Origin of the sequence: Trinickia sp. LjRoot230, from assembly GCF_964253315.1 — a bacterium.
GTDB lineage: Bacteria > Pseudomonadota > Gammaproteobacteria > Burkholderiales > Burkholderiaceae > Trinickia.
Window position 1 is genome coordinate 3,169,367 of the sequence record NZ_CAXUQX020000001.1, and the last position, 25,359, is coordinate 3,194,725.

Sequence of the window (25,359 nt, forward strand, 5' to 3'; positions counted from 1 at the left end):
GAGCAGAGAAAAGACGCGTAAGTTTCGCCAAGATCGACACCAACGCCCGTAAGTGGCGCTACTCGGCGGTGTGCGAGAAAGGCTGATCGCGGTGCTTGAATTTCCCAACCCCAGCCGTAGCTACGATGCCTCCCGGCATTGCGTGTGTTTCTGGGGGTACGACAATTCGCGCGAAATCACTTTCATGATTGACGACACCGTACTCAGAAATCTGCAGCCTGACGTTGGATCGGACGAGCAGTCGGTGCTGAGTGCCTTTGACGAGCTTCGCGAAAAGGTTCTCGAAATCGCCAAGAAGCAATACGTCGGCGGTCCGCAGAATCGGTATTCGATTTCGTGAACTGCGCCTGTGCATTGGGTTCTCAGTCGCCGCCTGAATTCGCGGCGAAGCATCGGCCACCGATTGCGTCGCCGGCCAGACGTGATGATTAATCGGTTTCTTTCACGGTGCATCTCATCTGGAAAACCTGCTTTCGCCGTCCATGAAAAATAGATCGCGACAGCATCTATAAATGCATTCAGAATGGCTGCTACGACTGTCGCTTTCGCGGCGGACGACCATTGGAGAAGTACGATGGCAAAAGGTCAACTACGCGGCAATCGCGAGGCAAAGAAGCCTAAACAACCTAAAAAATTGCCGTCTCCTGTAGCAGATGTGCCCTGGGGTGCAAATGTGAAGTCAGCAGCCGGCGAAGGCGCAAAGAAAAAATAGCATGCGCCTGACGACGCAGATAAAGGTTGGCGCGATACTCCGACGCCTCTTCCGCGCGCGGCCGGTATAACGATTAAGGCCGCGAGCGCGCCGGGCCGATTGTGCAGAGGATTTAGCGGCAGGGGCTGCGCTCACGATGCCGCCGTTTTTGTCGCGCTGCCACACACGGCTCGGTCGATCATCCAGACTGCGACGAGCGTCAAGCCCATCAGCGGAAACACGACGCCAAGCAATACGAGCGCCGCGGCCCATCCGCGCATCGGCGCGCGGAAGCGCTCGCGCGCCGGGGCGCCGAGCGCGCCCGACGGCCGGCGCTTCCACCACATCACGCAGCCGGTAATGGCGAGCGCCGCCAGCCCGAGTGAAAGGGCAGCACAGACGATCTGATTTGCCAGACCAAAATAGCGGCCCATATGCAACGACGTGCCGTACGACACCGCCTTGCCGACGGCGCCATAGTCGCTGTACCGAATGTCCTTCAGCACAGCGCCGCTGTATTGGTCGATGTACAGCGTGCGTTCGAGCTTCGGGTCCGCCGGAAAGTACGACACCGTGTACACGCTGTCGGGTGAGGCAGGCAGTGCGATGTCGTACCTGTCGGTGAGCCCGTTCGCACGCAGGAGCGTGATGATCCGCCCGAGCGGCAACGGACTGGTGTCGGACGCGCCGGCGCCGGGCGCACGGGGCACGGGCACGGCGCCAACCGCCCAGGGCACTTGAGGCAAAGGCATGTCGTCCATCGTCATGCCCGGCATCGCGTCCATCGACGGTGACGAAGCGTGCCGCTCCGGAACCGTGCCGGAAGCGGCCGCTTGCCCGGCCACCTTCGAGTGCAGCGGCAGCCCTCCCCACGCGCCCGGCGGCGAGCCCAACTTCACACTGGTGGCGAGCGCCTTGAATTGCTTGCCCCAGAAGCCCGTCCATGGCAATCCGGTCATCACGAACGCAAACGCGCCAATTGCAAGCCAGATGCCGAGCGTTGCATGAATACTCTTCCATAGCGGCCGCCCCCGGCGTGTGAAATCGGGCATCAGCGCCGCGCGCAGCGAACTCGCCTCGCGAGGCCACCATAGCGCAATGCCGGTGCCGATCATGACGAGCGTCCAGCACGCGACCAACTCCATCAGCAATTCGCCGGGCTTGCCCAGCAGCAGCTTGCGGTGAATCATCCGGTCGATCTGCATGAAGCGCCGATCAACGTCGAGCGTGCCCAGTACGGCCCCGTCGTATGGGTTCACGTACACGCTCTGCTTGCGGCCGTCCGGCAGCCGGAAGATGAACTCGGCACTGCGCTCCGCTTGCGACGACATGCGCGCCGTTATCGCCAGAGCGCCCGACGGCAGCACGGCGCGGGCGCTCGCGAGCAACGCATCTTCACCAAGCCGCGGCGACGCCTTGGGTGTCACGACAAGGCGATGCGGATAAAGCAGCGGTTCGATCTGCGGCTGAAAACAGTAGACCGTGCCGGTAATCGCGAGGACCACCAGAAACGGCATGACGAACAAGCCAGCGTAGAAATGCCAACGCCAGAGCGTACGGTATGCGCAGTTCGCGCCGGTGACGGTCGGTGTCGTGCGCACAGGGGTTGCTGTCGTGGACATGAGGTGTGCCTCCTTTCCTTTACATCCGCAGACGACCTTCGACATAGAAGGTACGGCCCGGATAAGGGTGATAGACGAAGTAACGGGCGTCAAAAATGTTGTCGATGCCCACACCGATCTCGCTTTGCTTTGTCGGCCGGAACGTGAACTTCGCGTCCGCCACCGTATAGGTGCTGGTACCGCCGAACACACCACGGTTCGTGTCGGCATTGGTCAGCGTGTTGTACTCGCGGCCCGAGTAGCGGCCGGCCAGCGTCAGCGCATAGCGTTCGCCGATGTGATAGGTCGCGGCAAGATCGGCCCGCCACAGCGGAATGCGATAAAAGTATTTGCCGATCGTTGCCGGGTTGCGCGCGTTCGCAAGAATCTTCGAGCGCGTGTAGGCGACGCTCGCGATCAGGTCGAGTCCGCGCACGAATACGTCCTCGCCCTGATAGCTGAGTTCAACGCCCCGCGAGCGGACCTTGCCGATATTTTGGAAGTTCGTCACGTTGGGGGTCATCGTCGTATCGGTCTGGCTGAAGATCGTGTTCTTCACGTCGTCCTGGAACAGCGACAACCTGAATAGCCCGTTGCCGTGCGCCCATTCGGCAGTCAACTCTTTCGACAGGTCGTCCTCGGGCTGGAGGTTCGGGTTGTTGTTGACGATCGACGAGCCATTGATTTGCCCTTGGAACAGTTCGCCCACAGTCGGGAAGCGATAGGCGCGCGCAATCGAGGCACGCAGCGTCAATTCATCCGTCACGTCGAACGACAGCGATGCTTTGGGCGAGACGTGGCGTTGGCCGGCACCGGGGTAACGCACGGCCGTGCTGCCCACGGCCTGCCCGCCGCCATAAGCCTGCCAATCCTCGTAACGCGCGCCATACACGAATTTCCAACGTGGCAAGAAGCGCCATGCGTCCTGCACGTAGGCCGCCTGGGTCTGCGTGCGGCCCTTGAACGCATTCGCAAAGGCGGCTGCCGTACCGTCGATCCAGGCCGCCGTGTGGTACGTCTCGTTGTCGAGGAAATAGCTGTCGTAGTGGTAGCCGAACGTGACCGCATGGTTGGCCAAGCCCGGCTGCGGCGACGGCGGCGTCCAGGTGGCCTTGAGATCCAGCGTCTTCCAGCCCGTGCCGTCGCCGAACGTGACGACGCCCGGGCCGTTGCCGGGACCGCCCGCGTTCGCCGTGCGCGCGACGCTGTTCGCGACGTCGTAGTACGAGACGATCGCCTCGGCGTTCCAGCCGGTCGCGTTGCGCGTTTTCAGCGACAGTCCGTAGAGCCAGTTCTCGCTCCACCCCTGGCTCGGCGCGAGCGCCGACGCGGGAATGCTGTACTCGTACCCGCCGATATCGACCGGGCCCGCGTACACCGGATTGCCCTTCGTATCGAAGAGGAATGTGGACGTCCGGCCGTTGTATGTCTGATGCCAATACCCAAGCGTGAACGCGCCTTGCACGCTCGACGTGAAGTCGTACTGCATCTTCAATTTGAGCTGATCCTGGACCGTGTGCGCGATGCCTTCGCCATTCACGCCGATCACCGTCGTGGGCGAATTGGTCTGGTTGTTGTAGAAGTACGCGCCGCCTACAGGTATGTCGCCGGGCTTGGCCGGTGTCGTCGACTTTGCGAGCGTCGCGAACTGCAACGGCTGGGTGGTGTTTTCGAGGTGATTCGCGCCAATGAAGAACGAGAACTTGCCGATGCGGTTGCCAATCGACGCGCTCGTCTTACTGCCGTTGATGTTCCGATTGACGCCATAAAGGCTGAAATGCTGCGTGAACGCTTTCACGTCGGCATCAGCCTCGAATTTTGCTGGCATATGTGTGTTGATCAGCACAGTCGCACCGAGCGCATTGCCCGGGTAGAGCGCCGAGAACGGCCCATAGATCACGTCGATCCGCTGAATTTCCTCGGGAAACACCATCGACCACCGCGGCGGGAATGAATAGCTGTTGCCGAGCAGGTTCGAAAGCAGCAGGCCGTCCGCGTAGACGAGGCCGCGCGCGCTTTGCGTGTTGCTCGTACCGCGCACGGCGATGATCGAGTTCAAATCGCCGATGAAGCGCTTGCGGACAGCGAGGTTCGGCATGTACTTCAGCGCGTCCTCGGTATTGACGACGTTCCAGTTGTCGAACTGATTGCGCGTGATGGTTTCAACCGTCGCAGGTAGGTTCGGATCGACGGCGGGAGCCGCGCCGCTGCTTCTGGCGTCGCTGCTCGCGCTGACGGTGACGGTCGGCAATACCGCTTTGTTTGGCGCGATAGCAATAGCGGGCGTCGGAGCGCCGGACGCTTCGCTAGCCGCGCCGTCGGCCGCCGCTGCAAACGCAGTCTGGGAGACGAATGAAAAAAGCGGTAGCCCGAGCGTGATCCACCGCGGCCGGCCACGCGCGCGAGCGCGCCGCCTTCGCATGACGAAGTGCAGCATTGAATTTTTCCTGAAGTCGTTGAACGAACGCCGCGCGCGCCTTCAATGCGTGTGTCGAAGGAGGCGGCGAATAACGGAGATCAGGAAAAAACGGGGGGAGCGCGAGGTCGGCCGGACGGAAATGCGCCGAGCGGCGTGAAGCGAACGGCGAGCACCGGCACCCTCGCCGGCACGACGAGCATGACAGCCACGAGCGACGAACGCTGCAGCGTTGGTATCGCCATCTGATCAGCGAGCAAATCGCAATAGCCGCAGGCCGCGAGCGGGTCGCTGAGCGCCGCATGGACGGCGTCCCCCGCGGGCTGCGTGGCCGAACAGATCGAGGGCGTCGAATTGTCGCGGTCTGCCGCGACGACCAACTGGCTCACGAGCGGCACAACCACGACGAGCCACATGGCGACGAGGCCAAGCCATGCGGTCAAGTGTTTGCGAAGCCGAAGAGTCATGGTCGGAGGGCGAAATAACGCGCGGTGGAGTCTATCACCGGAAGAGACGGGTGCGCCAGCACGATACCCGCTATCGTCACTGATCAACGTCGATTAATCATCCAATCCGCGGTATCGAAAAACGACGTCAACAGCCGCTCGCGCAGCGTTTCCGGTAGCCCGATATCTTCCATCGCCCATGCCATGCAGCGCAGCCACTGATCGCGCTCGGGCGTCGCAATCGCAAACGGCAAGTGACGGGCGCGCAGCCGCGGATGCCCGAAGCGTTCGATGTAATGATCGGGCCCGCCAAGCCAGCCGCATAGGAACCAGAACAACTTGTCGCGGGAACCGTCGAGTGAATGCGGATGCAGCGCCCGGATGCCAGCGAAATCCGGTTCGAGGTCCATCAAGTCGTAAAAGCGGTCGACGAGCTCGCGAACGCGCACCTCGCCGCCCACGAGTTCGAATGCGCTCGGCTGAGACGGCGTACCGTCGTCGGTGTTATCGGTCATGCGTGGGTCAAAAAATAAATGGATCGAATGCGCGCGCTGATCGATCAAGCATCGCGCAAGGTTTGCCCGGCAGGCCGGCTCAACACGCGCCGCAGGCTCAGCCACCCGCCGCCACCCGCGCAAGCAATGCCGGCCGCGATACCAGCCGGCACCATCCACGGATCGAACGCGAGGTAAAAATCGAATACCCGCGTGGCGAGCACCGCGCCAAGCGCCTGCGCACCGAGTGCCGCCATCAAGCCAGCCAGCGTGCCGACGACGATGAATTCCGCCGCCTGCACAACCCGTACCTGTCGGCGCGATGCGCCGAGCGCGCGCAAAAGCGCCGATTCTCGCATACGCTCGTCACGCGTGCCCGCCAGGGCCGCGTACAGTACGAGCACCCCTGCCGCCAGCGTGAACGCGAACAGAAACTGCACGGCGCCGATCACCTGTTCGAGCACGTGCTGAATCTGCGCGAGGATCGGGCCGATATCGATGGCCGTGAGGTTCGGGTAGGTCGCGATCAAGCCGTCGAGCGCCGCGCGGCGTTCAGCAGCCAAATGAAAGCTCGTGATGTAGGTGGCGGGAAAATCACGCAGCGTCGTGGGCGGCATCAGCACGAAGAAATTGACCTTGAACGATCCCCAATCAAGCTTGCGCACGCTCGTGACCAGACCCTCGACGCTCTGCCCCGCCACGTCGAAGCGCAACACATCGCCAAGTTTCACGCCGATCAGTTTGGCCAAGCCGGCTTCAATCGAGATTTGCGGGCTCGCTGCGTTGGATGCGTTGGCCGCCGCACCAAACCATCGGCCTTCGACGATCCGGTTGTCCTGCGGCAAACTCGTCCGGTACGACAGATTGAATTCGCGATCGACGAGGCGGCGCGCATCGTCGTTCTGATACGCCGCAGGATCGACAGGTTTGCCGTCGATCATCGTCAGCCGGCCGCGCACCATCGGCTCGAGCACCACATTGCCCACGCCATGGCCGGCGAGGTACGCCGCGACCGCTTGCCGTTGATCGGGCTGGATGTCGATGATGAACTCGTTGGGCGCATCGGGTGGCGTCGATTTACGCCATCCTTCGACGAGATCGTTGCGCGTGATCGCAATCAGCAACAGACACATCAAACCGATGGCGAGCGCGGTAATCTGCAATGCGCTTGCCGGCCCACGCCGCTCGAGCGACGCTAACGCATAGCGCCAACCGACGCCCGCCGCGAGACGGCCAGCCGTGCGCTCGCTGCGCGCCACGCGCGACGCGGCCCACAACGCAGCGCGCGCGAGGCCCGCAAAAAGCAGCAGGCCCGCCGCGAAGCCACCGGCGACGATCCCGCCAAGCTTGAGCTCGCCGGCTGCCAGTACGAGCAACGCGGCAAAAAGCGCGATGCCGATGGCGTAGGCAAACCAGGCCGCGCGCGCTTGGCCGTCCCACTCGCGGCGCAAGACGCGCACCGGCGGCACGCGCGTCAACGGTATCAGCGGCGGCAACGCGAAACCGACGAGCAGCACGAGCCCCGCGGCGACGCCCTCGAGCGCCGGCAGCAGACTCGGCTGCGGCAGATCGACGGCGATCAATTGGCCAAGCCAGGCGAGCAGCGCGAAATGCCCGGCATAGCCGAGCACCGCGCCCGCGATGCCGCCCGCGAGCCCGACGAATACGAACTCCAGCACGACGATCGTACGCAGCGCGAGCGCACTGAGACCCAGGCAACGCATGACCGCGCAGCTGTCCAGATGCCGGCGGGTATAACGATGCGCCGCCATGGCGATCGCCACAGCCGCGAGCAACGCTGTGAGCAGCGCCACGAGGCGCAGAAAATGCCCTGCGCGATCGAGCGTCTGACGCACCTGCGGCTGGCCGTCTTGCAGTGATTCGAGTGCGACGCCGCGCATCTTGCCGCCGTCGACACGCGCGTGCGCGAACTGCGCAAAACGCGCGACCGCGCGATCGTCGCCGGCCAGGAGCAGCCGATAGGTGACACGACTGCCATAACCGATGAGCCCCGTCGACGCGAGTTCGTCGACACGCAACAGCAGTCGCGGCGAAAAGTTGACGAAGGAGAAGCCGCGGTCGAGCTCGCGCGTGATCACCGCGCCGACCACGAAGCTGCGCTGGCCAAGCGTCACGCGCTCGCCGACGCGTGCGTGCAGCGCACCGAGCAACTCCGCGTCGACCCATACGGTGCCCCGCGCCGGGATGTCGTCGGCGGGATGATCGGGTACGCCGGGCGCGGCCGCAATGCGCAGCGCGCCGCGCAACGGATAGCCGGGCGACACGGCCTTGGCGGCCGCCAGCCGCGCGTTCGGCGGCGCTTCAACCGCGCTTGCGCTTGCACCTGCCCCTGCGCTCGCGTCCGTGGCGCCAGCCACCACCATGCTCGGGAAAATAACCGTGCTTGCTGTACTCAGGCCGAGCGCGCGCGCCTCGTCGACAAAGACAGCATCGACGGGATGATCGGCCCGTACCACGAAGTCAGCGGCGATCATCCGCCGTGCATCGCGCTCGAGCCCTTGTTGCAAACGATCGGCGAGAAAGCCAACGCTGGCGAGCGCGGCGACAGCAAGCACCAACGCGAGCGCGAGCACGCTCAACTCGCCTGCGCGCCAGTCGCGCGCGGTCATCCGTGCCGCCTGGCGCGCAAGATGGACAAACCCCCGGCGCCCGGAAGGACGTATGTCAGCGCTCGCTTCGCTCAATCGCGCTTGCCTCCGAGCGAGCCGAGCCGCGAGCCCATGTGCGAGGCCATGCCACGAAAGCCGCCTTGGACGCCGCGCCAAAGACGCGGCAGCGCCCAACCGACGAAGAGCAGAAAGCCGAACAGGAAAGCCAGAAAGAGCACCGGCACGAACAACGCGAGCGCAAGCCCAATGCAGACCAGTACGTCCTCTGTCGAAGACGCGATCCAATTCGACAACGGCTCGGGCGAAAGATTGATCAGCGCGCGTGTGCCGGCTTTCGTCAGATGTGCGGAACCCGCGAGCGTACCGCCCGCCAGCGCGGCGAGCGTCATCAGTGCCGGATCGGCGTGCCCCAGCGCGCCAGCCGCGAGCAACGCGCCGGCCGGGATGCGAATGAACGTATGGATGGCGTCCCAGAGCGTATCGAAAGCCGGCACGCGATCGGCGAGGAACTCGACGACGGCCAGCACGGCCGCGGCGCCGATCACCCAACCGGACGAAAGCGCCGTAAGCGAATCGGGTAGATGAACGATATTGAGGCGCGCGAGCACACCGACGACGAGCACCGTCAGATATAGCCGCAGGCCGCTGGCCCACGACAGGCCTGCACCGAGCGAAAATGCCTCGAGCATCGCTCCTCCCTTCTTGCCAGGCCCGCGAACGCCGCGCGTCCGCTCGCGCGGCTTTTGTCTCATTATAGGCACGGCAGCGCGAGCACCGCTTAAGCCAAATCAAAAACTTGTCGTAAAAAGCCGGGGCAGCGGCGCTTATTCGACGCCCACGAGCCGGTAACCCACCCCCGTCTCGGTCACGATGTGCTCGGGCTGCGCCGGGTCTCGTTCGAGTTTTTGCCGCAAGTGGGCCATGTAAATGCGCAGATAGTGGCTGCTTTCCACATGAGACGGCCCCCACACATCGCTGAGCAATTGCCGGTGCGTGAGCACGCGGCCCGCATGCCGCACGAGCGCCACGAGCAGCCGGTATTCGATCGGCGTGAGGTGGACCGGCACGCCGTCGCGCGAGACGAGCCGGTGGGCGAGATCCACCGCCACGGCGCCGAAGCACACCTGTGCCGATTCGTTTGCCTCGCCCAGATTGCGCCGGCGCAAATGCGCGCGGATGCGGGCCAGCAACTCTGACACGCCGAATGGTTTGGTCAGGTAGTCGTCGGCACCCGCGTCGAGCGCCGCCACCTTTTCGGCTTCCTGCGTGCGCGCCGACAGCACGATGACGGGCATGTCGCTCCAGCCACGCAGCTCGCGGATCACATCGAGCCCATCGGTGTCGGGCAGACCCAAATCGACGATGACGAGATCGGGCTTGCGCGTGGCCGCCGCAACGAGGCCTTGCTTGCCGCTTTCGGCCTCGACTACTCCGATACCCTCCCCCTCCAGCGACACGCGCACGAAACGGCGAATCTGCGTTTCGTCTTCGATCAGGACGACCGTAGTCGTGAGCTCACTCATCGTCGTTGTGTTGTTATTGCTGGCGCGCTTGCATCAGGGCACGAGAATCGTCGAGCCGGTGGTCTTGCGCGCTTCGAGATCGCGATGCGCCTGGGCCACGTCCTTTAGCGCATAGCGCTGCCGGATATTGGTTTTCACCTTGCCCGAACCCAGCACCTCGAAGAGTTCGTCCGCCATTGCGTCGAGCCATTCGCGCTTGGCCGTGTAGCTAAAAAGTGTCGGCCGCGTGAAGAACAGCGAGCCGCGATTGGCGAATTCGGAGGCATCGAGCGGCGGCAGTGGGCCGGACGCGCTGCCGAAGCTGACGAAATAACCGAGTGGCGCGAGGCAGTCGAGCGATCCCTTGTAGGTGTCCTTGCCGATCGAGTCGTAGACCACCGGCACGCCGGCGCCGCCCGTGAGCTCGCGCACGCGCTCGGCGAAATTCTCGCGCGTGTAGACGATCGGGTGATCGCAGCCATGCGCGCGGGCCAACTCCGCTTTCTCGTCCGAGCCGACCGTGCCGATCACGGTCGCGCCGAGCGCCTTGGCCCACTGGCAGACGAACAGGCCAACGCCCCCCGCCGCTGCGTGGATCAGAATCGTCTGGCCGGGCTCGACGCGATACGTCCTGCGCAGCAGATACTGCGCAGTGAGACCTTGCAGCATGGCCGACGCAGCATCGTCGAACGAGATGGAGTCGGGCAGCTTGACCAGCGTGTCGACAGGCAACAGGCGCTCTTCGGCATACGCGTTCGGTGGCCGAGCGACATAGGCGACGCGCTCGCCCGCAGCAAAGCGCGTGACGCCCTCGCCTATGGCCGTGACGACGCCCGCCGCCTCCATACCGAGACCGGCCGGCAACGGCATGGGGTACTGGCCGGTACGGAAATAGACGTCGATGTAGTTGAGCCCCACTGCATGCTGTTTGATCCGCACTTCGCCCGGGCCGGGCTCGCCCACTTCGACATCGACCCACTGCATCACTTCGGGGCCGCCAGTGCGTTCGAATCGAATTGCTTTCGCCATTGTTCTCTCCTGTGTTCGACTACCGTTCAATCTTCTTCGATGCAGGGCTCGTTCAAGCGCTTTTGCCTTCGTCGAGACGCCGCACCAGCGCATCGAGGATCAGGCGCGCGGTTGCGATATTGGTGGCGCACGGAACGTTGTGCACGTCACAAGCGCGCACGAGCGCGTTGATGTCGGGTTCATGCGGCTGCGGCGTCATCGGGTCGCGCAAAAAGATGACGATGTCGACGCCGCCCACGGCCAGCCGTGCGCCGATCTGCAAGTCGCCACCGTGCGGCCCCGACAACATGCGCTCGACGCTCAAGCCATGCGCGTCGGCGATGCGCCCGCCCGTGGTGCCCGTCGCGACCAGTTCGCAACGGCGCAGCACCTCGGCGTATTCGCCCGCGAGGGCAACGATGTCATCTTTTTTATGATCGTGCGCAATCAGTGCAACGCGTGGGGTCATGCCCAACTCCTTCTAAGTCGATGCTTATTCAGAACGTGCCCGGATAGGCGCCGCCGTCGATGAGCCAGTTCTGCCCGGTGATGTACCCCGCATGCGTGCTGCACAAAAACGCGCAGGCTTTGCCGAATTCGGCCGGCTCACCGAAGCGGCCTGCCGGGATCGTTTTCATGCGCTCGCCGCGCGCTTGATCGACGCTGATGCCGTTGGCCTGAGCTTGCGCCGTGAACGTCGTGGCGATGCGGTCGGTGTCGAACAGGCCCGGCAGCAAGTTGTTGATCGTCACCCCGTGCCCGGCGACCTTGCGCGCCACGCCTGCGACAAAGCCGGTCAGCCCCGAGCGTGCGCCGTTGGAAAGACCGAGCACGTCGATCGGCGCTTTCACGGCTGAACTCGTGATATTGACGATGCGTCCGAAGCCGCGCGCCATCATACCGTCGATGCTCGCCTGGATCAGCGCGATCGGCGTCAGCATGTTTGCCTCCAGCGCGCGAATCCAGTCGTCATGCGTGAACTGCCGAAAGTCGCCCGGCGGCGGGCCGCCCGCGTTATTGACGAGGATGTCGGGCTGCGGGCAGGCGGCTAACGCGGCTGCACGTCCGTCAGGCGTCGTGATGTCGCAGGCCACCGTGCGCACCTCGGCACCGGTGCGCGCGCGGATGTCGGCCGCTGTCGCTTCGAGCGTCGCAGCCGTGCGCGCGACGATCACGAGGTTGACGCCTTCGGCGGCGAGCGCCTCGGCGCAGCCGCGCCCCAACCCTTTGCTGGCTGCGCAAACGAGCGCGGTCTTGCCGGTGATGCCTAAATCCATGGCGATGTTCCTGTTTCCTGGCCGTTGCAGCGACGAATGCAGGGGATTGTAGAAGAATCGCCGCGCCCGCGTATGCGCCCGGTCTTTCGGTACACGGTACACTGCGGCGAATAACGTCAGCTGCGCGCGCCCGCCATGAAACAAGATAACCGCTTTCCGAACCTCGTGATCCTCGATCACCCGCTGATCCAGCACAAACTCACACACATGCGCGACAAGGACACATCGACGCGCACGTTTCGCGAGCTGCTGCGCGAGATCACGCTGCTGATGGGCTATGAAATCACGCGAAACCTGCCGATCACGACCAAGCGCGTGGCCACGCCGCTCGTCGAGATCGATGCACCCGTCATCGCGGGCAAAAAGCTCGCGATCGTGCCCGTGCTGCGGGCCGGCATCGGGATGTCGGACGGGCTGCTCGAGCTGATTCCGTCGGCGCGCGTGGGGCACATCGGCGTGTATCGCGACGATACGCATCGCCCCGTCGAATACCTCGTGCGCCTGCCCGATCTCGAGGACCGCATCTTCATTCTGTGTGACCCGATGGTCGCGACCGGTTACTCGGCCGTGCATGCGGTGGACGTCCTCAAGCGCCGCAACGTGAGCAGCGAGAACATTCTTTTTCTCGCGCTGGTCGCCGCCCCCGAGGGCGTGGAGGTGTTCCAAAGCGCCCACCCGGACGTCAAGCTCTTCGTGGCGTCGCTCGATTCGCATCTGAACGAGCACGCCTATATCGTGCCGGGCCTCGGCGACGCCGGCGACCGCCTGTTCGGCACAAAGAACTGACGAAATCGACGTCCTGCCGCCTCCCCGCTTCGACGTTCGTTCCGATGCGTGCGCCGGTGCGGCGCGCCGAAAGCGGCGTGGTAAAATCGCGCTCTGCGCTTCGAGCGGCCCGTCTTGATGTTCCGCCCGATTCGTGCACGGCTCGCGCCCGACGCACCGCTCGGCACCGCGACCCTTTGCAGACCCGCGCAAACGCCCAACAGAACGCATGATGCGTGCGCGAAACGCGCGCTCGACGGAGAAAAGTATGGCTGGTCACTCGAAATGGGCCAACATCAAGCATAAGAAAGCCGCAGCCGACGCGAAGCGCGGCAAGGTCTGGACGCGCCTCATCAAGGAAATCCAGGTGGCGGCCCGCATGGGCGGGGGCGATATCGACACCAACCCGCGTCTGCGCCTGGCCGTCGAAAAAGCGACAGACGCCAACATGCCGAAGGACAACATCAGCCGCGCGATCCAGCGCGGCGTGGGCGGCGTCGACGGCGCCACTTACGAGGAAATTCGCTACGAAGGCTACGGCATCGGCGGCGCGGCGATCATCGTCGATACGATGACCGACAACCGCACGCGCACGGTGGCCGAAGTGCGGCACGCCTTTTCGAAATTTGGCGGCAATATGGGCACGGACGGCTCGGTGGCGTTCATGTTCGACCATGTCGGGCAACTGCTTTACGCGCCCGGCACGCCCGAGGACAAGCTGATGGAGGCGGCGCTCGAGGCGGGCGCGGACGACGTCGTCACAAACGACGACGGCAGCATCGAAGTGGTGTGCCCACCGAACGACTTCTCGAAGGTCAAGTCGGCGCTCGAGGCGGCGGGCTTCAAGGCCGAGCTTGCCGAAGTCACGATGAAGCCGCAAACCGAAGTCGAATTCACTGGCGACGACGCGCTCAAGATGCAAAAGCTGCTCGATGCGCTCGAGAACCTCGACGACGTGCAAGAGGTTTACACGAACGCTGTGCTTGGCGACGAATAACGGGCAGCGCAACGGCTCCCCGGCGAGCGCGGCGCGCATCCCAAGCTGATATGGCGGCCGGCGTCCAAGCGCCGGCCGCCCCTTTTAGATGTTCGGGAATTGATATGAAATTACTCGTCGTCGGTTCAGGCGGCCGCGAACATGCGCTGGCCTGGAAGCTCGCGCAATCGGCGCGTGTGCAGATCGTCTATGTCGCACCGGGCAACGGTGGAACCGCTCAAGATGCCCGGCTGCGCAACGTCGACATCACCGATCTCGATGCTTTGGCCGATTTCGCGGAGAAAGAGCAGATTGCACTGACCGTCGTCGGGCCGGAGGCGCCGCTTGCCGCCGGCATCGTCAATCTGTTTCGCGGGCGCGGGCTCAAGGTGTTCGGCCCGACCAAAGAAGCTGCGCAACTCGAAAGCTCGAAGGACTTCGCCAAGGCGTTCATGAAGCGCCATGGCATTCCGAGCGCCGAATACGAGACGTTTTTCGATGCCGCCGCCGCGCATGCGTATCTCGATCGACAAGGTGCGCCGATTGTCATCAAGGCTGATGGCCTCGCGGCGGGCAAGGGCGTCGTCGTCGCGGCCACGCTCGATGAAGCGCACGCGGCAGTCGACATGATGCTCGCGGACAACAAGCTCGGCGATGCGGGCGCGCGCGTCGTGATCGAAGCGTTTTTGGAAGGCGAGGAAGCGAGTTTCATCGTGATGGTGGATGGCAAGCACGTGTTGCCGCTCGCATCGAGCCAGGACCACAAACGGCTGTCGGATGGCGATGCCGGCCCCAATACGGGTGGCATGGGGGCGTATTCGCCTGCGCCGATCGTCACACCGCAACTGCATGCACGCGTGATGCGCGAGATCATTTTGCCGACCGTGCGGGGCATGGAAAAAGAAGGCATTCGCTATACGGGCTTTCTGTATGCCGGGCTGATGATCGATGCGCAAGGCAACCCCAAAACGCTCGAATTCAACTGCCGCATGGGCGACCCGGAAACGCAGCCGATCATGGCACGCTTGAAGGGCGATTTCTCGAAAGTGATCGAGCAAGCCATCGCGGGCACGCTGGATACCGTCGAGTTGACGTGGGATCGCCGCACCGCGCTCGGCGTGGTGCTGGCCGCGCACGGCTACCCTGACGCGCCGCGCAAAGGCGATCGCATCAACGGCATTCCCGCGGAGACCGAACATGCCGTCACGTTTCATGCCGGCACCACCCTGGCAGGCGGCAAACTCGTGACCTCGGGTGGGCGCGTGCTATGCGTGGTCGGTCTGGCCGACTCGGTGCGCGGCGCGCAATCGGCGGCCTACGACACCGTCAATCAGATTTCGTTCGACGGCATGCAATATCGGCGCGACATCGGCTATCGCGCAGTGAGCCGCAAGCATTGACACATTGACGCCCCGTCCGACGCAGCGCGCCTGTCATTCGCGCGTCGGACGCAGCCGCACCCGCATCCGCTAGAATCACCGCAGAGGGTCCTTTTTCGTCCCGTTGCTTTCAGGCATCGCGCAGGCTTATCCCCCTCGACCATGACCGATCCAACTTTCGACTTCACGCCCGTTCGCACCTATTTGCAGGGGCTGCAAAGACGCATTGCCGATGCGATCGGCGCACTCGACGGCAAGCCGTTCGCCGCCGATGCCTGGCAGCGCGCCCCCGGCGAGGGGCTGCGCGGCGGCGGCATCACGACGATTCTCGAAGACAGCGAATTGATCGAGCGTGGCGGCATCGGTTTTTCCGACGTGGCCGGCGACGCCCTGCCCGCCGCTGCGAGCGCGGCGCGCCCGCAACTGGCCGGCCGCGGCTTCGAGGCGATGGGGGTCTCGCTCGTCATGCATCCGCGCAACCCGCACTGCCCGACCGTGCATATGAACGTGCGCCTGCTCGTTGCGACGAAAGAAGGCGAAGCGCCGGTGTTCTGGTTCGGCGGCGGTATGGATCTCACGCCGTATTACGGCTACGAAGAAGACGCGCGACATTTCCATGCTGTTTGCCTCAAAGCGCTCGCACCATTCGGCACCGATCTCTACCCGCGCTTCAAACACTGGTGCGACGAGTATTTCTTCCTCAAACATCGAAACGAAACCCGCGGCGTCGGCGGCATCTTCTTCGACGACTTCGATGCGCTTGGCTTCGAGCGTTCGTTCGAGATGGTGCGAAGTGTCGGCGATGCGTTCGTCGACGCCTATCTGCCGATTCTCGAAAAACGGCGCGCGACCCCATACGGCGAACGCGAACGCGCATTCCAGAATTATCGGCGCGGACGTTACGTCGAATTCAATCTCGTGCTTGACCGCGGTACGCATTTTGGGCTGCAAAGCGGCGGACGCACCGAATCGATTCTGCTGTCGATGCCGCCCGTGGCCAATTGGCGCTATAACTGGCAGCCGGAAGCCGGCTCGCCGGAGGCCCGGCTCTATACCGACTTTCTGCGGCCGCGAGCGTGGCTCGACGAATGAGCGAAGGCGCCATCCTGACTTCATCCATCGTCCCCTCCTCGTCTTGCGCTGACGCCGTTGCCGCCTCCCACCCTCGCGACGGCGCGTTGCGCGCGCTGCCCCGGCGCATCGGCCTGCTGGGCGGCACGTTCGATCCGATTCATCAGGCACATCTTGCGCTCGGCCGGCGCTTTGCCGCGCTGCTCGATCTGACCGAACTCGTGCTGCTGCCGGCTGGGCAGCCCTGGCAAAAAGCCGACGTCAGCGAAGCGCATCACCGGCTCGCCATGACGCGTGCGGCGGCGGCTTCGCTCAAATTGCCGGGCACTGCCGTCACCGTGGGCACCGATGAAATCGAGCATGCCGGGCCCACCTATACGGTCGAAACACTCGAGCGTTGGCGCGCGCGAGAGGGTGCGGACGTTTCGATATCACTTTTGATCGGCGCCGATCAGTTGTTGCGGCTCGATACCTGGCGCGACTGGCCGCGCCTGTTCGAGTTCGCGCATATTGCCGCCGCAACGCGGCCGGGCTTCGATCTGTCGCGCGCGGCGCCCGCGCTCGCTCGCGAACTCGCGCATCGCAAAGCCGATGCCTGCGTGTTGCAGGCGACGCCGGCCGGGCACTTGATGATCGACGCCACGCTCGCGCTCACCGTATCAGCCACCGATATCCGCGCCGAGTTGCGCGAACTCCTTGCACGACACGATGCACGCCAGCTCAGCACGCTGCCTGCGCCGGACACGATCCCCGAGGCCGTGTGGCGCTATATTCTTCAACATCATCTGTACCACCGGTAATCATGGACATTCGCAAACTGCAACGCGTGATCGTGGACGGTCTGGAAGACGTCAAAGCGCAAGACATCAGAGTCTTCAACACTTCCCATCTGACCGATTTGTTCGATCGCGTCATCGTCGCGAGCGGCACGTCGAACCGACAGACAAAGGCGCTCGCGACAAGCGTGCGCGAGAAGGTGAAAGAAGCCGGCGGCGAAATCATCAGCATGGAGGGAGAGGACGTCGGTGAATGGGTGCTCGTCGATTGCGGCGATGCCGTCGTTCACATCCTCCAGCCCGCGCTGCGCCAGTACTACAACCTCGAGGAAATCTGGGGTGACAAGCCCGTGCGGATCAAGCTCGAGGCCGCTCGCGGGTTTAGCGGTGCGCAAGCGAGCGAACCGCTCGACGGAGAGGACATAGAGGACGACGACGAGGCGAATGAAGGCACCGCCAAGCCGAAGCCGCGCGCGTCCGCTCCCGCTCGCAAAACGGCCGCCAAACGGCGCGGCAAGCCATCCTGAGCGCCGCCATCTTGGCGGCCTGACGCAGGCTTGTTTTCCCCACCGACATGAAACTGCATATCCTCGCGGTCGGACACAAGATGCCCGAGTGGATCAGCGCCGGCTTCGACGAGTACGTGAAGCGCATGCCGCCCGAACTGCGCATCGAGTTGCGCGAGATCAAACCGGAGTTGCGCACGAGCGGACGCACGGCGCAAAGCGTGATGGCGGCCGAGCGCCAACGCATCGAAGCGGCGATACCGAAAGGCGCGCGCGTCGTCGCACTCGACGAGCGTGGGCGCGACTGGACCACGATGCAACTTGCGCAAGCCCTGCCCGACTGGCAGCGCGACGGGCGCGACATCGCCTTCGTCATAGGCGGAGCCGACGGGCTCGACGCCGGGCTCAAGGCGCGCGCCGAATGGCTGCTGCGCGTGTCCAGTCTCACGCTGCCGCACGGCATGGTGCGCGTGTTGCTTGCGGAACAGCTTTACCGCGCATGGAGCATCACGCAGAATCACCCTTATCACCGCGTCTGACGTAGCTCGCTCGCGTGGGGCACGCCGCGGCGCAACACGAGAACGATACATGCCTCAACCGACGCCTGAGCCTTCGCTTTATCCGTTCGTCTATCTCGCCTCCCAAAGCCCACGCCGGCAGGAATTGCTCGGTCAACTGTGCGTGCGCTTCGAATTACTGCTGCCGCGCCCCGACGAGGATGCCGAAGCGCTCGAAGCCGAGTGCGCGGGCGAGACGGCCGAGCAATACGTCCGGCGCGTGACGCTTGCCAAGGCCGAAGCCGCCCGTGCGAGGCTGCTCGCCAGCGGCCATCCGGCTGCGCCCGTGCTCGCGGCGGACACCACGGTCACGCTGGATGGCGCGATTCTCGGCAAGCCCACCGACGTCGAGCATGCAATCGACATGCTCGCGCGCCTGGCTGGTCGCGAGCATGAAGTGTTGACCGGCTTGGCGGTAGTCGACGGCGCAGGACGGATCTTGCCACCCGCGTTATCGCGCTCCATCGTGCGCTTCGCTGCTGCCCCGCTCGACGCGTTGCGGCGCTACGCCGCGACGGGCGAGCCGCTCGGCAAGGCTGGCGCGTATGGTATCCAAGGCCGGGCGGCCGAGTTCGTCGCGCATATCGAGGGGTCCTATTCGGGTATCATGGGTCTGCCCCTTTTTGAGACAGCGACGTTACTGCGTGCAGCGCGCGTCGACTTTTAAGACGTCCAAAGGCCGAGATGAACGAAGAGATTTTGATCAATGTCACGCCGCAGGAAACGCGCGTTGCGCTGACCCAGCAAGGCGTGGTGCAGGAGCTTCATGTCGAGCGAACGGCGTCCCGGGGGCGCGTCGGTAACGTGTATCTGGGCAGGGTCGTGCGGGTCTTGCCGGGCATGCAGTCGGCCTTTATCGATATCGGGCTGGAGCGCGCGGCGTTTTTGCATGTCGCCGATATCTGGCAGCCGCGTTTGAGCGGCGAACATGCACCGCCGCAGCAGCCGATCGAGAAGACGGTGTTCGAAGGGCAGACGCTGATGGTGCAGGTCATCAAAGATCCGATCGGCACGAAGGGCGCGCGTTTATCGACGCAAGTGAGCATTGCGGGCAGAACGCTCGTTTATCTGCCGCAAGAGCCTCATATCGGCATCTCGCAGAAGATCGAGGATGAAGCCGAGCGCGAGGCGATCCGCGCGCGTTTATCGGCAGTGCTGCCGACCGACGAGAAAGGCGGCTACATCGTACGCACGATTGCCGAGGATGCAACGAGCGAAGAGCTTGCCGCGGACGTCGCCTATTTGCGCAAGACCTGGATCACGATCGTCACGCAAGCGCAACGTTTGCCGCCGACCAGCCTGCTTTATCAAGATCTCAATTTATCGCAGCGCGTGCTGCGCGATTTCGTCAACGACGATATCGCGCGCATTCAAGTGGATTCGCGCGAGACATATCAGATGCTCTCCGAGTTCGCCGCCGAGTTCACGCCGGCGGTGAGCGCGAAGCTGCATCACTATACGGGCGAGCGGCCGCTGTTCGATCTCTACAACATCGAGACCGAAATTCAACGGGCGCTGTCGCGCCGCGTCGATCTGAAGTCGGGCGGTTATCTGATGATCGATCAGACCGAAGCGATGACGACAATCGACGTCAACACGGGCGGCTATGTCGGCGCGCGCAATTTCGACGACACGATTTTCAAGACGAACCTTGAAGCGGCGCATACGATCGCTCGGCAACTGCGGCTGCGCAATCTCGGCGGCATCATCATTCTCGACTTCATCGACATGGAGAACGCGGAGCATCGCGATGCCGTGCTCGGCGAGCTGAAAAAGGCGTTGTCGCGCGATCGCACGCGTTCGACCGTCAACGGCTTTTCGCAACTGGGGCTGGTGGAGATGACGCGCAAGCGCACGCGTGAATCGCTTGCCCACGTGCTGTGCGAGCCTTGCCCGGTATGCGAGGGCAAGGGGCAAGTCAAGACAGCGCGCACCGTGTGCTACGACGTACTGCGCGAAATCCTGCGTGAATCGCGCCAATTCAATCCGCGCGAGTTTCGGGTGATTGCCTCGCAGCAGGTCATCGATCTGTTGCTCGATGAAGAGTCGCAGCATCTCGCGATGCTGATGGACTTCATCGGCAAACCTGTTTCACTGCAAGTGGAATCGAATTTGAGTCAGGAGCAGTACGATATTGTGCTGATGTGATCGACAAAAGATCGCGATGCTTATCGCGCATCTACCGCGCTCGCAGACGCCGCCGCTTTTCTCGACCTCGCAAGCGCGCTGAGATTCGATCGGTTCTCCGGATTTTTTCGAACCACACCAGCGCGCGGTCAGCGCTTTCGCTCCGCGCGCCGCCTACCGCCCGTGCCACCCGTGGTGATGGCCGCCGTGCCATCCGCCTCCTCCGCCGTGCCATCCGCCTCCTCCCCCGAAGCCAATGCCGACGCCCACCGATGGCCCGGCGTAGTAACCCGGCGCATAGTAGTACTGCTGAGGCGCGTAGTACCCCGGCGCGTAATACCCCGGTGCGTAATAACTGGAATAGCCGGAATAGCCCGAGTAATAAGCAGGCGGCCCCGGATCGATCACGCAACCGGCCAGTGCGCCGACGAGCATGACAGCAATGAATGATTTGAGCATGATATGTCCCCTATACACACGTTAGATCGTCACACGCGTCACTGCGTTCGGAATGAGTTTGTGTCGACGGGTAACAAACGTAAGGTTCGGGTACCGTGCATCACGCGCGGGTTGGCATACCGCCGGCATGCGAGCGTAAATCGCCTAGAATTTCCTCATGCAGGCGATTCATAAGGAGGTCTCGATGGCTGAATCGATCGAGAGCATCGTGACGGGACTCGTCATACTCATCGCCGCCGTCATTATCGTTGCCTCGCATCGCCAGCGAGCGCGCCGCCGCGAACGATGGCTCGACGGACACCGCCTGTGGGACAAGGTGCGACATCGTCACTGAGCCCGCACCCGATGCCAACGCACTCCCCGATTAAGGCGACGCTCATGTCAGACGAAAATATTCCATGGCGGATGGTCGAATACGAAGGCTTCGAGATCCACGTGGCAACGTCGAAGGTCCGGCACGACAATCCGCACGCAGCCGATGCGCCGGCCCCGGCCGGTGAACGCTATACCTACGTCGGTTATGTCTGTCATCCAGGGGCGGACCCCAAACTCCCGGGCCATGTCGTGCCATTTCATGCTGACGGCGACGATACGTTCGACAACGAAACCGCCGCATGGGACGAGGCCGTGCATATCGGCCGCACGATCGTCGACGGCACGCATCCGGATTTGACGGTATTGCCGCTCGTCACCGGCGGCGTGTGAGGCGCTGCTGTGACGTCCTCGCTATGCTATGCAGCCTGTTGCTGATACTGGATGCGATGCAAATGCGCGTAAAGGCCGTTGTGACGCAGGAGTTCGTCATGAGTGCCGTGCTCGACGATCTTGCCCGCCTCCATGACGAGAATCCGGTCGGCACGCTCGATCGTCGACAAGCGGTGCGCGATCACGAGCGTCGTGCGCCCACACATCAGCGTCTCCAACGCGGCCTGCACATGGCGCTCCGATTCGGAATCGAGTGCCGAAGTCGCTTCGTCGAGAATCAGAATCGGCGCATCTTTGTAGATCGCGCGTGCGATCGCCAGACGCTGCCGCTGCCCGCCCGATAGCCGCATGCCATTGCCGCCAACGACGGTGTCGATGCCGTCGGGCATCGCCGCGACGGCATCCGCGAGGTTTGCCGCTTGCAGGGCGGCGTCGACCCGCTCGCGATCGGGTGTCTGCCCGTACGCCACGTTCGCCGCGATTGTATCGTTGAACAGCACGACGTCCTGGCTCACCATCGCCATCTGGCTGCGCAGCGCGTGGATATCGTATTCGCCGATCGGCACACCATCGACGAGAATCGAGCCGTCGGTCGGATCGAAAAAGCGCGGCAGCAAATTGACGAGCGTCGTCTTGCCGCTGCCCGAAGGCCCCGCCAGCGCGATCATTTCGCCCGGCGCCACCTTGATCGAGACGCTGTCGAGAATCGGGCGCTCGCTCGTGCCGTAGCTAAACGAAACATCGCGAAACTCGATCTCGCCGCGCGCATTCGGCAACGCGCGTGTGCCGCCTTGCGGCTCCGCGGGCTCGTCGATCAATCCGAAAATCAGTTCGGCCGCCGTCATGCCCCGCTGCAATGGCTGATTGACATCGATCAGATGCTTGAGCGGCGATATCACGAGCAGCATCGACGTGACGAATGCGACGAAACCACCCACCGTCGTCTGATCGTTCGCCGACTGCATGACGGCGATCGTGATGACAATGGCAAGCGCGATGGATGCCAGAAACTGCGTGAGCGGTTGGGCCAGCCCGCCGGAGACCGTCATCCGCATCGCGTAGCCGCGCAAGTGCTTGCTCATCGCGGTGAAACGGTTGATCTCGTACGACTCGCCGTTATGAACCTTCACGACCTTATAGCCGCCCACCGTCTCCTCGACGATGTAGGAGAGCTCGTTCGTCAGCGTCTGTTGTTCGCGGCCGAGGCGACGCAAACGCCGGTTGATTTTGCTGACGATCCAGCCAATGCCCGGCAGGATCACCGCGACGATCAGCGTCAGCCGCCAATTCAGATAAAAAAGGTATCCGAGCAAAAACATGACCGTCAGCGAATCGCGCACGAGCGTGACCATGACGCCGGTCAGCACCCCGAGAATCTGGTTGACCTCGAAGACGATCGCGTTGATGACGGTGCTGGCCGTCTCGCGCTGAAAAAACGAGGCGCCGGTGTGGATCATTCGCTCGAACATCGTCAACCGGAGTTGCAGCAAAATGCGGTTGGACACGTACGAGAGCAGATACCCCGACGCGTATTGCGAGGCGCCGCGTATGAATGCGAGGCCGATGACCGCAACGGGCACGAGCCATTTCGTACTGACGCTTGCTTTCGCGCCGAAGCCGTGATCGAGCAGCGGTTTGAGCAGCGCGGGAATGCCGGCATCGGTTGCCGAGCTCACGCCCATCGTCACGACGGCGAGCACGACGACCCACAGATTCGGCTTGATGAAGGGCCACAGCCGCTTCCAGACCGATGCGGGGGAGGTGCCCGTCGCGCCCATGGGCTTTCGCAGGGTGTTCTTGGTTTCCAACTGGTTCCTTTGCTGCCGGCAAGCGAACACGTTCGACGAACGCGGTTTTGCCCTTGAAAAAACGATGCATTATAGCCGCGCGCTGGAGGTGGGCCTGTATACTCCGCTCACTTTCCATAACCGCGACCGAACACGCCGTGTCCGCAACGACGACCGCTACCGCCCGCTCGACGCCCGCTGCTGGTTCCGGCGCGACGCTCGGCGTCGCCATCATCGCACTCAATAGCGAAACGCGGCTCGCGCAATGTCTCGACGCGCTTGCGTTTGCCGACGACATCGTCGTGATCGACGGCGGCAGCACCGATTCGACGGTCGCCATCGCGCAGGCGCACGGCGCGCGGGTCATCGTCGAGCCGCAATGGCCCGGGTTCGGCCCGCAAAAGAACCGCGCGGTCGACGCGCTGGCGACGGACTGGGTGCTGTCGATCGATACCGACGAGATCGTCACGCCGGAACTGGCGGGCTCGATCCGCGAGGCGATCCGTGCGCCGCAAGCGGATGTCTATGCGCTCGATCGGCTGTCGAATTTTTGTGGTGACTGGATTCGCCACAGCGGCTGGTATCCGGACTGGGTGCCGCGGCTATTTAAGCGCGGCACGACTCGCTTTTCCGACGATCTGGTTCACGAGCGCCTCGTCTTCGAAGGGCCAGCAGCCCGGCTCAAGGGCCAGTTGCTTCATTACTCTTACGAGGACTTCGAGACGCTCTTGCGCAAGCTCGACGCCTATTCGAGCGCGGGCGCGCGTCAGCGGCTCGCGGCAGGACAAAAAGGGGGGCTGGGTCGGGCGCTCGCGCGCGGCGTCTGGGCCTTCTTTCGGACCTATTTGTTGCGCCGCGGATTTCTGGACGGGCGCGCCGGGTTCATCATCGCGGCCTTTAACGCGCAAACCGTCTATTACCGTTTCTTGAAGCTCGATTGGGCCGTACGAAGCGGGAAACGCCGCTGAGGCCGCCGCCAACAGTTAAGACGTCATCGCGTGAGTCACGCTGCTGAAAAGTCGCGGGCATAAGCGCCGTGCAAGCGCGAGCATCCGTCGATTCGCGGCAGGCGGCGCAAACGTCTGCACCTTCTCGTGCGCATAGCGTCGCAATGTTTCGCGTAACGCGCTGTCGGATGCGAGCCGCGTCATCGCGTCGGCCATGGCTTCAAGGTCGCCCGGTGCGACGAGCAACCCCGCCTTGCCGCCATCGAGCAGATCGCGCGGGCCCGTTGGGCAATCCGCTGAAATCACCGGTGTGCCGAGCGCCATCGCCTCGCCGAGCACCGACCCGAAGCCCTCGTAGCGGCTGCTGAGTACCAGCGTTTCAGCCGCTTGAACGTATGGAAACGGGTTCGCAAAAACCGGGAAAGCGCACGGACTCGTGAATGCCAAGCTCTTTCGCCAAATCCTCCAGCAACGCTCGGTCAGGGCCTTCGCCGATCAACACGAGCTCGCCGATGCCCGCCACCCGCTCGCGCGCGAGCGCATAGGCACGTAACAGCGTCCGATGATCCTTCTGTCCTTCGTCCAGCCTGGCCACCGAGACGATGAACGGTGAGCGCCGCAGTTCGGCCACATCGGCTGCACGCTCGCGGATCGCTTCGATATCGATGACGTTGGGCAGTTCTCGCGCAGCATGTCCGGCGTCAGTACCGCCAACGCGGCATAACGGCCGAACTGTCGAACGCGCCGCGCGACGTGGGCGGCCGATTTGCGCCCGAGCCGCGCGGCAAAGCTGTAATGGCTAAAGCCGATCCACGGCACGCCCAAACGCCCGGCGATACGCCGCAGCGATAAATCGAAATCGCACACGATGTCCTGGTCCCGCGCCAAGCGCAAGAAGCGGTGCGCGAGCAGCGGGCGAATCGCGCCGTGCGTCGATACCTTATGCGCGATCTTTTCGAACTTGCCAAGCTTGCGGACACGCCCCGTCTGAGCCAGATCGTCGGTGGGATAGGCGACCGCGACGGTCGGTTCGAAATAACGCCGATCAAGCGCGTTGATCCACGCGAGCAGCGCCGTTTCGGTGCCGCCGCGCCCGAAATCATTGATATGAAACAGAATGCGCACGGCCCGGCCCGGTGGCTCTAGCCGCTTTGCCGCCTCCCACGCTGTCTCATCGTTCACGCTGTGTTGGCTCATAGCATCTCGTTACTGACAGCTTTACCGCTGCACCGTTGTCGT

Annotated in this window: 26 protein-coding genes and 1 pseudogene; 14 read left to right on the forward strand and 13 right to left on the reverse strand. The window is 63.5% G+C overall.

The window, feature by feature from the left end; all coding sequences use genetic code 11:
* Nucleotides 1–52 precede the first annotated feature (52 nt).
* Nucleotides 53–340: a DUF1488 domain-containing protein gene (locus ACSQ20_RS14465; protein ID WP_436021051.1), complete on the forward strand. Its 288-nt coding sequence runs from the start codon at nucleotides 53–55 to the stop codon at nucleotides 338–340.
* A 234-nt stretch (nucleotides 341–574) separates the two neighbouring features.
* On the forward strand, nucleotides 575–712 hold the full coding sequence (locus tag ACSQ20_RS14470) for a hypothetical protein (protein WP_436021053.1): 138 nt from the start codon (nucleotides 575–577) through the stop codon (nucleotides 710–712).
* Nucleotides 713–843: 131 nt separating this feature from the next.
* Here the strand turns inward: ACSQ20_RS14470 and ACSQ20_RS14475 are convergent, their stop codons facing one another.
* From ACSQ20_RS14475 to ACSQ20_RS14520, 10 genes are all read right to left on the reverse strand, one after another.
* Nucleotides 844–2,313, reverse strand: a complete 1,470-nt coding sequence (locus ACSQ20_RS14475; RefSeq protein WP_436021055.1) for a PepSY-associated TM helix domain-containing protein — start codon at nucleotides 2,311–2,313, stop codon at nucleotides 844–846.
* Nucleotides 2,314–2,332: 19 nt separating this feature from the next.
* Nucleotides 2,333–4,729, reverse strand: a complete 2,397-nt coding sequence (locus tag ACSQ20_RS14480) for a TonB-dependent receptor (RefSeq protein WP_436021057.1) — start codon at nucleotides 4,727–4,729, stop codon at nucleotides 2,333–2,335.
* 80 nt (nucleotides 4,730–4,809) lie between these two features.
* Nucleotides 4,810–5,175: a DUF2946 domain-containing protein gene (locus ACSQ20_RS14485; protein ID WP_436021059.1), complete on the reverse strand. Its 366-nt coding sequence runs from the start codon at nucleotides 5,173–5,175 to the stop codon at nucleotides 4,810–4,812.
* Between the two features lie 83 nt (nucleotides 5,176–5,258).
* Nucleotides 5,259–5,669, reverse strand: a complete 411-nt coding sequence (locus ACSQ20_RS14490) for a group II truncated hemoglobin (protein WP_436021061.1) — start codon at nucleotides 5,667–5,669, stop codon at nucleotides 5,259–5,261.
* Nucleotides 5,670–5,713: 44 nt separating this feature from the next.
* A complete protein-coding gene (locus ACSQ20_RS14495; protein ID WP_436021063.1) occupies nucleotides 5,714–8,278 on the reverse strand; it encodes an ABC transporter permease in 2,565 nt (854 codons plus the stop codon).
* 71 nt (nucleotides 8,279–8,349) lie between these two features.
* The gene (locus ACSQ20_RS14500) at nucleotides 8,350–8,967 is read right to left on the reverse strand and encodes a DUF4126 domain-containing protein (RefSeq protein ID WP_436021065.1); all 618 of its coding nucleotides are present in this window, start codon (nucleotides 8,965–8,967) and stop codon (nucleotides 8,350–8,352) included.
* A 135-nt stretch (nucleotides 8,968–9,102) separates the two neighbouring features.
* A complete protein-coding gene (kdpE, locus tag ACSQ20_RS14505) occupies nucleotides 9,103–9,801 on the reverse strand; it encodes a two-component system response regulator KdpE (protein WP_436021067.1) in 699 nt (232 codons plus the stop codon).
* Between the two features lie 33 nt (nucleotides 9,802–9,834).
* Nucleotides 9,835–10,809 (reverse strand): quinone oxidoreductase family protein, encoded by a 975-nt coding sequence (locus ACSQ20_RS14510; RefSeq protein ID WP_436021069.1) that lies wholly within the window; start codon nucleotides 10,807–10,809, stop codon nucleotides 9,835–9,837.
* A 52-nt stretch (nucleotides 10,810–10,861) separates the two neighbouring features.
* Nucleotides 10,862–11,257, reverse strand: a complete 396-nt coding sequence (locus ACSQ20_RS14515; protein WP_436021071.1) for a methylglyoxal synthase — start codon at nucleotides 11,255–11,257, stop codon at nucleotides 10,862–10,864.
* 28 nt (nucleotides 11,258–11,285) lie between these two features.
* Entirely contained in the window at nucleotides 11,286–12,065 is a 780-nt protein-coding gene (locus ACSQ20_RS14520; RefSeq protein ID WP_436021073.1) for an SDR family oxidoreductase, read from the reverse strand.
* Nucleotides 12,066–12,200: 135 nt separating this feature from the next.
* Between ACSQ20_RS14520 and upp the strand changes: the two genes are divergently transcribed.
* The 9 genes from upp (at nucleotide 12,201) to rng (ending at nucleotide 20,243) form a co-directional block, all read left to right on the forward strand.
* Nucleotides 12,201–12,851: a uracil phosphoribosyltransferase gene (gene upp, locus ACSQ20_RS14525; RefSeq protein ID WP_436021075.1), complete on the forward strand. Its 651-nt coding sequence runs from the start codon at nucleotides 12,201–12,203 to the stop codon at nucleotides 12,849–12,851.
* Nucleotides 12,852–13,098: 247 nt separating this feature from the next.
* Nucleotides 13,099–13,827 (forward strand): YebC/PmpR family DNA-binding transcriptional regulator, encoded by a 729-nt coding sequence (locus ACSQ20_RS14530; RefSeq protein WP_436021077.1) that lies wholly within the window; start codon nucleotides 13,099–13,101, stop codon nucleotides 13,825–13,827.
* 104 nt (nucleotides 13,828–13,931) lie between these two features.
* Entirely contained in the window at nucleotides 13,932–15,206 is a 1,275-nt protein-coding gene (gene purD / locus ACSQ20_RS14535) for a phosphoribosylamine--glycine ligase (RefSeq protein WP_436021079.1), read from the forward strand.
* A 141-nt stretch (nucleotides 15,207–15,347) separates the two neighbouring features.
* Nucleotides 15,348–16,277, forward strand: a complete 930-nt coding sequence (gene hemF, locus ACSQ20_RS14540) for an oxygen-dependent coproporphyrinogen oxidase (RefSeq protein ID WP_436021081.1) — start codon at nucleotides 15,348–15,350, stop codon at nucleotides 16,275–16,277.
* Nucleotides 16,274–17,056, forward strand: coding sequence for a nicotinate-nucleotide adenylyltransferase (locus ACSQ20_RS14545; protein WP_436021083.1), 783 nt, complete (start codon nucleotides 16,274–16,276; stop codon nucleotides 17,054–17,056). Before hemF ends, ACSQ20_RS14545 begins: the two co-directional genes overlap by 4 nt.
* 2 nt (nucleotides 17,057–17,058) lie before the next feature.
* The gene (gene rsfS / locus ACSQ20_RS14550; protein WP_436021085.1) at nucleotides 17,059–17,559 is read left to right on the forward strand and encodes a ribosome silencing factor; all 501 of its coding nucleotides are present in this window, start codon (nucleotides 17,059–17,061) and stop codon (nucleotides 17,557–17,559) included.
* 47 nt (nucleotides 17,560–17,606) lie between these two features.
* Nucleotides 17,607–18,077, forward strand: coding sequence for a 23S rRNA (pseudouridine(1915)-N(3))-methyltransferase RlmH (gene rlmH / locus ACSQ20_RS14555; protein ID WP_436021087.1), 471 nt, complete (start codon nucleotides 17,607–17,609; stop codon nucleotides 18,075–18,077).
* Nucleotides 18,078–18,126: 49 nt separating this feature from the next.
* A complete protein-coding gene (locus ACSQ20_RS14560) occupies nucleotides 18,127–18,762 on the forward strand; it encodes a Maf family protein (RefSeq protein WP_436021089.1) in 636 nt (211 codons plus the stop codon).
* A 17-nt stretch (nucleotides 18,763–18,779) separates the two neighbouring features.
* Entirely contained in the window at nucleotides 18,780–20,243 is a 1,464-nt protein-coding gene (rng, locus tag ACSQ20_RS14565; RefSeq protein ID WP_436021091.1) for a ribonuclease G, read from the forward strand.
* A gap of 153 nt (nucleotides 20,244–20,396) precedes the next feature.
* On the opposite strand, the gene ACSQ20_RS14570 is transcribed toward rng, so the two are convergent.
* Nucleotides 20,397–20,681 carry a hypothetical protein gene (locus tag ACSQ20_RS14570; RefSeq protein WP_436021093.1) on the reverse strand — a complete coding sequence of 95 codons (285 nt, stop codon included), beginning with the start codon at nucleotides 20,679–20,681 and terminating at the stop codon, nucleotides 20,397–20,399.
* Between the two features lie 184 nt (nucleotides 20,682–20,865).
* Between ACSQ20_RS14570 and ACSQ20_RS14575 the strand changes: the two genes are divergently transcribed.
* A complete protein-coding gene (locus ACSQ20_RS14575; RefSeq protein ID WP_436021095.1) occupies nucleotides 20,866–21,015 on the forward strand; it encodes a hypothetical protein in 150 nt (49 codons plus the stop codon).
* 44 nt (nucleotides 21,016–21,059) lie between these two features.
* Nucleotides 21,060–21,386: a hypothetical protein gene (locus tag ACSQ20_RS14580; RefSeq protein WP_436021097.1), complete on the forward strand. Its 327-nt coding sequence runs from the start codon at nucleotides 21,060–21,062 to the stop codon at nucleotides 21,384–21,386.
* A gap of 26 nt (nucleotides 21,387–21,412) precedes the next feature.
* Here ACSQ20_RS14580 and msbA read toward each other — a convergent pair whose 3' ends face one another.
* Nucleotides 21,413–23,164: a lipid A export permease/ATP-binding protein MsbA gene (gene msbA, locus ACSQ20_RS14585; protein ID WP_436023124.1), complete on the reverse strand. Its 1,752-nt coding sequence runs from the start codon at nucleotides 23,162–23,164 to the stop codon at nucleotides 21,413–21,415.
* Nucleotides 23,165–23,331: 167 nt separating this feature from the next.
* Between msbA and ACSQ20_RS14590 the strand changes: the two genes are divergently transcribed.
* Nucleotides 23,332–24,141, forward strand: coding sequence for a glycosyltransferase family 2 protein (locus ACSQ20_RS14590; protein ID WP_436021099.1), 810 nt, complete (start codon nucleotides 23,332–23,334; stop codon nucleotides 24,139–24,141).
* A 15-nt stretch (nucleotides 24,142–24,156) separates the two neighbouring features.
* Here the strand turns inward: ACSQ20_RS14590 and ACSQ20_RS14595 are convergent.
* Nucleotides 24,157–25,317: pseudogene (locus tag ACSQ20_RS14595) on the reverse strand (glycosyltransferase).
* Nucleotides 25,318–25,359 lie beyond the last annotated feature (42 nt).